Here is a 9,621-nt window from a genome sequence, read left to right on the forward strand (position 1 = left end):
GACCCCATGGTGATGTACGCCACTGACAGCGCCCCCGATGTCACGAACCCGCCTCCGCCGCCCGTCCCCCGTACAGGACCGGTCACGCACCCGACACGAGGGAGACGGACATGCGGAAGCTCACGATCATCGGCGGCGGCTTCGCCGGACTGACCGCGGCCATCACGGCCGCCGAGGCCGGCACCAGGGTGACCGTGCACGAGGCGCACCGGACCCCCGGCGGCCGGGCCCGTACGGCCGAGGGCACGTACCGCACCAACGAAGGCCCGCACGCGCTCTACTCCGGCGGCCCCCACTGGACCTGGCTCAAGCAGCGCGGCCTCCTCGGCCCGCTCGCCCCGCTGCCGGCCACCGAGGGCCTCCGGTTCCGCTTCCACCGCGCGGGCGCCCTGCGCCGCACCCCGCCGCTCGGTTTCCTGCGGCAGTCCCTCCGTACCGCGGGGAAGGCGCCCGTGGACCTCGACTTCCACACCTGGGCCGCCGGGCTCGCCGGCGAGCGGGCGGCGCGCGAGGCCGCCGCGTACGCCGGGGTCGCGCTCTTCCACCACGACCCCGGCGCGCTCTCCGCCCGCTTCGTGCAGGAACGGCTGCACCGGTCCGCCGCCGTGCCGCCCGAGGCGCACTACGTGCGCGGTGGCTGGGGCGAGCTGATCGAGCGGATGGTCGCGCGCGCGTGGGAGACGGGCGTACGGATCGAGACGTCGTCGCGCGTCGAGAGCATCGACGACCTTCCGGCCGGCGAGGGGCCGGTGATCGTCGCCACCTCCCTGCCCGCCGCCGCCCGGCTCCTCGGCGACCCTTCGCTGACCTGGGAGAGCGGCCGTACGGTCCTGTTCGACCTGGCGCTGCGCGGCCGGAAGGGCGACCCGTTCGTGATCTCCGACCTGGACGCGCCCGGCTGGATCGAACGGTTCACGGCCCAGGACCCCTCCCTCGCCCCCGCCGGACAGCAGCTGATCCAGGCCCAGCTGCCCATCGGCCCCGGCGCGGCCAAGGCGGACGGCGTCACCCACGCGGAACGCCTCCTCGACCTGGGCTTCCCCGGCTGGCGCGAACGGACGGTGTGGCGGCGGGAGTCGGTGTCCCAGGGGCGTACGGGAGCGGTCGACCGCCCGGGCACGACCTGGCGCGACCGGCCGGCCGTCGACCGTGGCGCCGGCGTGTACCTGGTGGGCGACCAGGTGGCGGCGCCCGGCGTGCTGTCGGAGGTGTCGTTCACGAGCGCGGTCGAGGCGGTGTCCCTGGCGCTGCGGGCCGACCATCTCGCCCTCAGGAACGCTTGACCTCAAGCATGCTTGAGGTCGGAGGCTTGCCGCGACGAACAACTCACCACGACAACGACAGGGGCCCACCATGCACGCCATCCGCCTCCACGCCTTCGGCCCCGCCGAGAACCTCACGTACGAGGAGACGCCCGACCCCGTCCCGGGCCCCGGCCAGGTCCGCATCCGGGTCGCGGCGGCCGGCGTGCACCTCCTGGACACCGCCCTCCGCGAGGGGATGCAGGGCCCGTTCCCGGCGCCCACGACACTGCCCACCATCCCCGGCCGCGAGGTCGCCGGCACCGTCGACGCCCTCGGCGACGACGCCGACCCGGAGTGGCTCGGTCGGCGGGTCGTCGCCCACCTCGGCATGAACCCCGGCGGATACGCCGAACTCGCCGTCACCGACGCCGCCCGCCTCCACGCCCTGCCCGACCACCTCGGCGAGGCGGAGGCCGTCGCCATGATCGGCACCGGCCGCACCACCCTCGGCATCCTCCAGTTCACCGAACTCGGCCCCGACTCGGTGGCGATCGTGCCCGCCGCCGCCGGCGGCATCGGCACCCTGCTCGTCCAGTACGCCAAGAACGCAGGCGCCACCGTCATCGGCCTCGCCGGCGGCCCCGCGAAGGTCGCCCTCGTCCAGGAGAACGGCGCCGACCTGGCCGTCGACTACAAGGAGCCCGACTGGCCGGAGAAGGTCCGCGCGTACCTGGCCGGGCGCACCGCCACCGTCGTCTACGACTCGGTCGGCGGCGACACCGGCCGAGCCGCCGTCGACCTGCTCGGCAAGGGCGGCAAGCACGTCGTCTTCGGCTGGTCCAGTGCCGGACTCCACGACGGCGAGGCGCTCAGCTTCACGCCGGAGGAACTCGCCGCGCGCGGCATCACCTCGGAGTCCGTCCTCGGCCCGGCCATGCTCCAGAAGGCGGGCGGCGACATCCGCAACCTCGAACTCGCCGCCCTCGACGCGGCGATCACCGGCACCCTCCGCCCGGCGGTCCACCGCTTCCCGCTCGCGGACGCGGCGGGCGCCCACCGCGCCCTGGAGACCAGGGGCACGACGGGCAAGGTGGTCCTGGTGCCCTGACACCAGGACCCATGGCCGAGGTCAGACCCCGACGACATCCCAGGAGTGGGCCTTGAACTCCTTCAGGAAGTCGGGGTGGTCCTCCCACATCCGGGCGATGGAGCGCAGCACGTCCCAGTTCTGCTCAAGCGCCTGGTCCACCACGGGCCGCAGCTCCGCCGACCCGCGCTTCTCGACGAGCCCGCCGACGGCCGCCGCGGCCTGCACGGTGTAGCGCGTGGCCCGCAGGGCCCGGGAGGTGTCGTCCATGCCGAACCCGTGGTCGCTCCCGTTCGCGGGGTCGAAGAGCGGAGTCAACCGCGCCTCGATGAAGGCGGTGATCCGCTGGAACCGCTGCTGAACGTCCGTATCCGTAACCGTATCCATGCCCCCTTTCCTACACCCCCGGCCCCCCGAGCCGGGCCAGCGCCCCGTCCGTCAGGCGGTAGACGGACCACTCGCTCTGCGGGCGGGCGCCGAGGGACTCGTAGAAGTCGATCGAGGGCTGGTTCCAGTCGAGTACGGACCACTCCAGACGCTCGTACCCGCGCTCCACGCAGATCCGGGCCAGCTCGCGCAGCAGCGCCTTGCCGTGGCCGCCGCCGCGCGCCTCCGGGCGGACGTACAGGTCCTCCAGGTAGATGCCGTGGACTCCGCGCCAGGTCGAGAAGTTGAGGAACCAGAGCGCGAAGCCGACCACGTCACCGGCCTCCGTCTCCGCGACGTGCGCGAAGGCGGCGGGCCGGGCGCCGAAGAGGGCCTCGTGGAGTTGCTCGGGGGTCGTACGGACCTCGTGGAGGGCCTTCTCGTACTCCGCGAGGTCGCGGATCAGGGCGTGGACGGCGGGGACATCGGCGGGCGTGGCGGTACGGATCATGGGCCCAAGCCTGCCGCGACCGGGCCCGTCGTGGCGAACGAAATCCCGAACGGAATCCGAATGGAACCCCGAACGGAATCCGCCCGCCGGTAAAGGCCTCCCGCCGGTAAAGGCCTCCCGCCGGTGAAGGCCTCCTACTTCACCCCCTCCCCTCCACCAGGATCCGCGCGACCTCCACCTGCTCCTCGTCCAGGCCCGGTTCGCCGTCCGCCACGTCCCAGAGGCCGTTCTGCAGGATCCGCCCCAGCGTCCACGCCACCGCGCGCCCCCGGTCGCCGACGACCTCGGCGAGCAGGTCGAACCTCCACAGGACGGCGTCCGGGTCGAAGCGGTCCACCAGCGCCGGCAGCAGGTCGAAGCCGGGGTCTCCGGCGAGGGGCTTGGGGTCGATCGCCAGCCATGGTTCGCGCCCGCCCGCGAGGATGTTCCCCAGGTGCAGGTCCCAGTGCAGGAGCCGGTCACCCGGTTCGCCCGCCACTTCCCGCACCGCCGCCGCGCACTCGCGCAGGACCGCCGCGTCCTCGTCGTCGAGGCGTACGAGCGCGGCGGGGACCTCGGCGAGCATCCCGGCCGCGATGTCGCCGAGCGTGCGCAGCCCCGGCGGCGCCGGGACCGCCGTCAGCCTGGCGAGCAGCCCCGCGACGACGCCGAGGGCCGCCCGGGTGTCGGCGACGGACGTCAGCGGCCGGGCCTCGTCGAGCCGCTCCAGGAGCATCGTGCCGGTCACCGGGTCGTGGTCGAGGAGCCGTACGACGCCGTCACCGTCCCAGGCGCGCAGACCGACGGGCTCGCCCTCCGTCTCCTCGTCGAGGAGCTGCATCTTCAGTGCCGCGCGGGTGCCGTCCGCGGTCCGCTCGACGGGCAGCACCAGGGAGGCCACCCCGTACATCGAGGGCCCCGTGACCCGCAGACCCCACCGGCCGAGGAACTCCTCGGCGAGACCGGGCAGCCCGGCGACGAACGCCCGCCCGGCGTCCCCGTTGTACTTCGCCTGCGACGCCACGAGTTCCTCGGGTACGTGAACCATGCCCCCGACCCTAGCCACCCCCCTTTCCGGCCTTTCCGGAACAACGAAATCCGCAGCGCACCCGCCCCCCGCGCGCCCCCTCGGAGCCGGGCCGGAGCCGGGCCGGACCCAGGCCGGACCCCGGCCGGTCACCGTCCGGGAATCCCCGCCGAGGGACCCGTATCCAGCGGACCAGGGCCCCGGGTAACGTCCCGCCCACGCACCCGGAAGAGGGATACACATGAGTACGGTCAACGGCGGCATCTCGTTCTGGTACGCGCAGGACGGCACCCCCGCTCCCCGCGAACCGCTCCCCGGCGACACCACCGCCGACGTCTGCATCGTCGGCGGCGGCTACACAGGTCTGTGGACCGCCTACTACCTGAAGAAGGCCGTCCCCTTCCTCAACATCACCGTCCTCGAAGCGAAGTTCTGCGGGTACGGAGCCTCCGGACGCAACGGCGGCTGGCTCTACAACGGCATCGCCGGCCGCGACCGCTACGCCAAGCTCCACGGCCACGAGGCCGCCGTCCGCCTCCAGCAGGCCATGAACGCCACCGTCACCGAGGTCCTCGACGTCTGCGAGACCGAGAAGATCGAGGCCGACCAGCACCGCGGCGGCGTCCTGGAGGTCGCCCTCTCCCCCGCCCAGCTCGCCCGCCTCAAGGCCTTCCACACCGCGGAGATCGCGTACGGCGAGACCGACCGCGCCCTGTACGGGGCCCGCGAGACCGCGGACCGCATCCGCGTCACCGGCGCGGTCGGCTCCTCCTGGACACCGCACGGCGCGCGCCTGCACCCGGTGAAGCTGGTGAAGGGCCTGGCGGCGGCGGTCGAGGCGCTGGGCGTGGTGATCCACGAGTCGACCCCCGTCACCGAGATCAAGCCGAAGCACGCGGTGACCCCGTACGGCACGGTCCGCGCCCCGTACGTGCTGCGCTGCACCGAGGGGTTCACCGCCTCCCTCGCCGGCCAGCGCCGCACCTGGCTGCCGATGAACTCCTCGATGATCGCCACCGAGCCCCTCACGGACGCGCAGTGGGAGTCGATCGGCTGGGAGGGCCGCGAGACCCTCGGCGACATGGCCCACGCCTACATGTACGCCCAGCGCACCGCCGACGGCCGTATCGCGCTGGGCGGCCGGGGAGTGCCGTACCGCTTCGGTTCGAAGACGGACAATGACGGCCGCACGCAGCCGCAGACGATCGAGGCGCTCCGCGAGATCCTGGCCCGCTTCTTCCCGCAGCTGGCGGGGGTACGGGTCGAGCACGCCTGGTCCGGTGTCCTCGGCGTCCCGCGCGACTGGTGCGCCACGGTCACCCTCGACCGCTCCACGGGCCTCGGCTGGGCGGGCGGCTACGTCGGCTCGGGCGTCGCCACGGCGAACCTCGCGGCCCGCACCCTCCGCGACCTCATCAAGGAGGACTCGGGCCAGTCGGGCCCCACGGACCTGACGGCCCTCCCGTGGGTGAACCACAAGGTGCGCAAGTGGGAACCGGAGCCACTGCGCTGGCTCGGAGTCCAGACGATGTACGCGGCCTTCCGGGGCGCGGACCACCGCGAGGCGACGGGGCACGCGGCGACGACGGACAGGGTGGCGGTGATGGCGAACCGCCTGAGCGGCCGCTGAGGGGCGGTCCGCCGGGGGGCTCTCCGGCTGGGGCCACCGCCCCGGCCGGAGAGCCCCCGGGAGCCCCCGGGAGCCCCCGGGATCTCCTGGAGCCCCCGGGATCTCACTGAGCCCCTGGGGTCTCACCGAGCCCGCGGGATCTCACTCCACCTGGATGCCGAAGTCCCCCACGAGCTCCTGAAGACCGCCCCGATACCCCTTCCCCCCGAGGACGAAGTCCCAGTCGCCCCCGGCGCGCCGCCGGAAGGAGCCGAGGACGAGGGCCGTCTCGCCGGGCCGCCCGTCCGAGACGACGAGCCGGTCGAGCTCGGCCCCGGAGTCGTCCCGCAGCCGGATACCGGCGTCCGTGAACCCCCCGAGGTCGGCGTCGGGGTTCACCTCGGGGTCGACGGCGGCGACGAGCACGAGGCGGTCGGCCCGGGCCGGCAGCGCGTCGAAGCCGACGCGTACGGCGACCCGGTCGCCGGGCGCGGCGGCGGCCATGGAGACCGAACCGTCGGGCGTGGAACGGTTGTTGAAGAAGACGAACCACTCGTCGCCGAGGACCTGGTTGCCGGAGCAGACCAGCGCGCAGACGTCGAGCGCGGCGGAGCCGGCCCAGTCCATGCCGAGCAGGTTGAAGTCGGCGTCGGCCTCGACGGGGGCGTCGGCCTCCACGGCCGCGTCCACGGCGGCGGCCCGTGACGTACCGGGACCCAACCGCCCCCGAAGCCCGTGCTGATGGAGCAGGTCGACGAGTTCGGTCCCGGAGATGAGGGTCAGGGGCTTGCCGTTGGCGAAGGTGTACGAGCCGGGCCCGAACTTGGAGGTGGTGACGAGGACGCCTTTGTTGGCGCCGGCGCCCTGGACGGTCCCGTACAGATCGCGTACGGCGGACGGGGGCACGGTGTTCCGGTACCGCTTGACCTGGACGAGGATGGAACCGCCGCTGATGGGGTCGGGGTCGAGGGCCTCGACGTCCACGCCGCCGTCGTTGGAGCGGCGGGTGGTGAGGGCCTGGAGCCCGCGGGCCCGGAAGAGCTCGGCGACGAGCCCTTCGAAGGCGATGGGGTCCATGGCGAGCAGGTCGGGCTCTTCACCGTCGCCCTGGACGACGACGTCCGGACCCACCTGGTCGGGCGTCGACAACGGTACGACGGAGGCCCGCTCGTCGGGCTTGGCGGCGAGCCGGCCGCCGAGGGCCCCGGTCAGGCATTCCACGGCCGCGACGAACTCCAGGTTCAGACGGTCGAAGACGTCCCGCTCGACGGCGACGGAGGCCACGCAGACCTTCCCGGCGAGCCCGGTGGCGGGATCGACCCCGTCGACGTACCCGTTGAGGGTGACGGCCTCCAGGGCGCCGAACCGGTCGGCGGCGAACAGCTCGCGCACGGCGAGGAGAACGCTCTGCGCGATCACGTCCTTGTAGAGGGCCCGTCTCTGCGTGACCGGCCTGGGCACCTCCTTCTCCTGGTCGGTACTGGGCAGGTACTTGACGCCCTTGGCCTCGGGCACGACGTCGTACCCGGGCAGACCCCAGTCGAGTACGAGCCTCCGCGCACCGCGCTCGTAGGCGGCGGACACCTCACGGGGAAAGCCCTCGGGCCAGCCGGTGGACGCGAAGAGCACGGCGGAGAAGAACTCCACGACGGTCTCGGACTCCCCGGCACGCAGCGCCGTCTCGGTCCCGGCGACCCCGGCGTTGTGCGCCCGCACTTCGGCGATACGGGCGGAGGCCCATTCGTCGTACTGCCTCCGATAGGCGGCGAGTTGCTCGACCCGCCGCGCCTCGGCGGCCTGCGCGGCGTACCAGTCCCGCTCGAACCGGGCGCGCGCGTCCCGCACGGCCTGGGCCCGCCCGGAGACGGGCTGATAGAACCGCTGATCGGGCATGGCGACGGGTTCCCCGAGGGGCCCGGGCGAGAACGGCTGTACCGACTCCTCCCGCCGCAGCGACCCCACGGAGAAGGCCGGCGCCCGGCACCCGGCCGCGAGCAGCCCCTCCAACAGGGCGACACGCTGCTCCACCTCGCGGGTCCGCCGCAGCGCGTCCGCGTCCCGCTGCTGCCGATAGGCGGCCCGCTGCTCCCGCTGCATCCGGGCGACATCCCGCTCGTACGCCCGCTGCGCCCGCTCGGCATCCCGCTGCTGCCGCAGCACCGCCTGATGCTGCCCCTCCCGCTGCCGCTGCGCCACCCGCTGCTGCTCGGCCCACACCCCGATCAGCCCCCCACCCCGCCGCACCATCAGCCCCACCCCTCCCACCGAACACCCCACACCACCGGTACACCCCCGTAACCCCAAGTGTCCCGGACAGCCCCCCTCCAGAACACCGGAACACCAACGCCACCTGCCCCCAGACGCACGCCGACGATCGGCCGGGCAACTGCGCGACCCACGGCGGGCGGCGACCACGAACAGGCTCAGCATCCTGGCGACGTAAAGGAGAGCGCCAGGGACGCGCGCGAGGTCTCGTCCCTGCACGACTCGATGCGGAGGCACGGAATCTCCGGGGACCACAAACCGGAGGGCCCACAGAATCCGGCGGGCCCCTGGCGGGTAGTCGGCCCCAGTTGCCCATCAGAGGTGTTGCTTAGCTGCCCTCACCAGATGGGCGATGCCGTCCCGCGTGGACACCCTTCGCTCACCCAGCTCCGACCGGCTGTCTGTCTTGTGCACGGATGTGATCTCGGCAAGCAAACGTTCGCCCTCGCGACTCAGCTCTTCATCGTCGGTGAGCATCTGCATGCGGAACAGAGCCTCCTGGGCCTTGGATCTGAGGTCGTACGCCCGGATCTGCACAACCTCAGCGGCTTCAGGAGGAGGCTGCTCATGCGCACAGAACCAAAGGTGCACAAGACACCGCCGGTAGTTGATCAAAGCCGCCGCATAGATCGTGTACGCGTCCAGTCGCTCCTGACGCAGTTGCTCGTCCCGTGTGAACTGTTGACCTCGCTCAGTGGTGCGCCGCTGGATTACCAAAGTGATCCCTGAACCAAGCAGCGTGCCCAAGACAGCGATGGCGCTGGCGATTATGGCTTCCACCCCAGCAGAAGACCACGGCTGAAGGCGCTCCGTGATCGTTTTCCGCAGGAGTGGCTGCGACGCATACCAGGGGGAGCAGAGCCTCCGCGCAATCAGAGCTTGCGGTGCATACCGCGTCCCCTCCCACCAATCACCCGAACTCCCATCCCGTCTGCCGTCGACCCACACACATGTGGAGCGGGCGCGGCGCCGAGCGCCCAGGTGGAGCGCGCCACTGTACGAACGACCTGGACGCCCGGTGCTGCATGCGGTCACGGAGCCGCTTGCCATCAGCCCCGTCCTCCATGCGCACGGGCGCGGCCTGCGGCACGGCCATGTCGGGGACGAGTATCCGCATGGTGATGCTCGACGGCGGGAACCTACCGATCCGGATCTCGTCGAGCGGCTCCTGAAGCGCGCCGTACGGGTTCGCGCTCGTGACGGGAGCTTCTCGCCGCGGCCCAATCGCCGAGTGCGGACGGCTGCTCCGAGACTGCTGGCCAGGACTCGCTGATCTACCGGCACATGACGAGCGACCGTGATCAGCACATCGCGGGGAAGCTCGGCAAGATGTCCGCCAAGCCCGCGAGGGAGGGCCATCCGGCACGTAGGTGGCACGGCCGTGATCATGCAGAAGGGCCGGCGCCGGGGAAACCTCCCCCTGCGCCGGCCCTCGCCAAGAGCCCCCTGTCGGGTTCGAACCGACGACCCCCGCTTTACAAGTCCGTTACGGCTGTCGCTTCAACCTGCGTCGCCGGTACCACAGTTCGCTGA

Annotated in this window: 8 protein-coding genes; 3 read left to right on the forward strand and 5 right to left on the reverse strand. The window is 72.4% G+C overall.

The genetic code is table 11. The features are described 5' to 3' along the window. Nucleotides 1-110 precede the first annotated feature (110 nt). Both ABT034_RS21610 and ABT034_RS21615 read left to right on the forward strand, forming a co-directional pair. Nucleotides 111-1,283, forward strand: a complete 1,173-nt coding sequence (locus ABT034_RS21610; protein WP_351217513.1) for an NAD(P)-binding protein — start codon at nt 111-113, stop codon at nt 1,281-1,283. A 70-nt stretch (nt 1,284-1,353) separates the two neighbouring features. After that, nucleotides 1,354-2,352, forward strand: a complete 999-nt coding sequence (locus tag ABT034_RS21615) for a zinc-binding dehydrogenase (RefSeq protein WP_351217515.1) — start codon at nt 1,354-1,356, stop codon at nt 2,350-2,352. Nucleotides 2,353-2,373: 21 nt separating this feature from the next. Here ABT034_RS21615 and ABT034_RS21620 read toward each other — a convergent pair whose 3' ends face one another. The 3 genes from ABT034_RS21620 to ABT034_RS21630 all read right to left on the reverse strand — a co-directional run bounded on the left by ABT034_RS21620 (nt 2,374) and on the right by ABT034_RS21630 (nt 4,235). After that, nucleotides 2,374-2,718, reverse strand: a complete 345-nt coding sequence (locus tag ABT034_RS21620) for a hypothetical protein (RefSeq protein WP_351217516.1) — start codon at nt 2,716-2,718, stop codon at nt 2,374-2,376. Nucleotides 2,719-2,728: 10 nt separating this feature from the next. Further along, entirely contained in the window at nt 2,729-3,208 is a 480-nt protein-coding gene (locus ABT034_RS21625) for a GNAT family N-acetyltransferase (RefSeq protein ID WP_351217518.1), read from the reverse strand. Between the two features lie 139 nt (nt 3,209-3,347). Continuing rightward, nucleotides 3,348-4,235, reverse strand: coding sequence for an aminoglycoside phosphotransferase family protein (locus ABT034_RS21630; RefSeq protein WP_351217520.1), 888 nt, complete (start codon nt 4,233-4,235; stop codon nt 3,348-3,350). A 220-nt stretch (nt 4,236-4,455) separates the two neighbouring features. Between ABT034_RS21630 and ABT034_RS21635 the strand changes: the two genes are divergently transcribed. After that, nucleotides 4,456-5,844 (forward strand): NAD(P)/FAD-dependent oxidoreductase, encoded by a 1,389-nt coding sequence (locus tag ABT034_RS21635; RefSeq protein ID WP_351217522.1) that lies wholly within the window; start codon nt 4,456-4,458, stop codon nt 5,842-5,844. Nucleotides 5,845-5,985: 141 nt separating this feature from the next. Here ABT034_RS21635 and ABT034_RS21640 read toward each other — a convergent pair whose 3' ends face one another. Next, the gene (locus ABT034_RS21640) at nt 5,986-8,070 is read right to left on the reverse strand and encodes a restriction endonuclease (protein ID WP_351217524.1); all 2,085 of its coding nucleotides are present in this window, start codon (nt 8,068-8,070) and stop codon (nt 5,986-5,988) included. Nucleotides 8,071-8,403: 333 nt separating this feature from the next. Next, nucleotides 8,404-8,868 carry a plasmid transfer protein KilB gene (kilB, locus tag ABT034_RS21645; RefSeq protein WP_351217526.1) on the reverse strand — a complete coding sequence of 155 codons (465 nt, stop codon included), beginning with the start codon at nt 8,866-8,868 and terminating at the stop codon, nt 8,404-8,406. Between the last annotated feature and the right edge of the window lie 753 nt (nt 8,869-9,621).

Source organism: Streptomyces sp. NPDC002773, assembly GCF_040295605.1.
Taxonomy (GTDB): Bacteria; Actinomycetota; Actinomycetes; order Streptomycetales; family Streptomycetaceae; genus Streptomyces.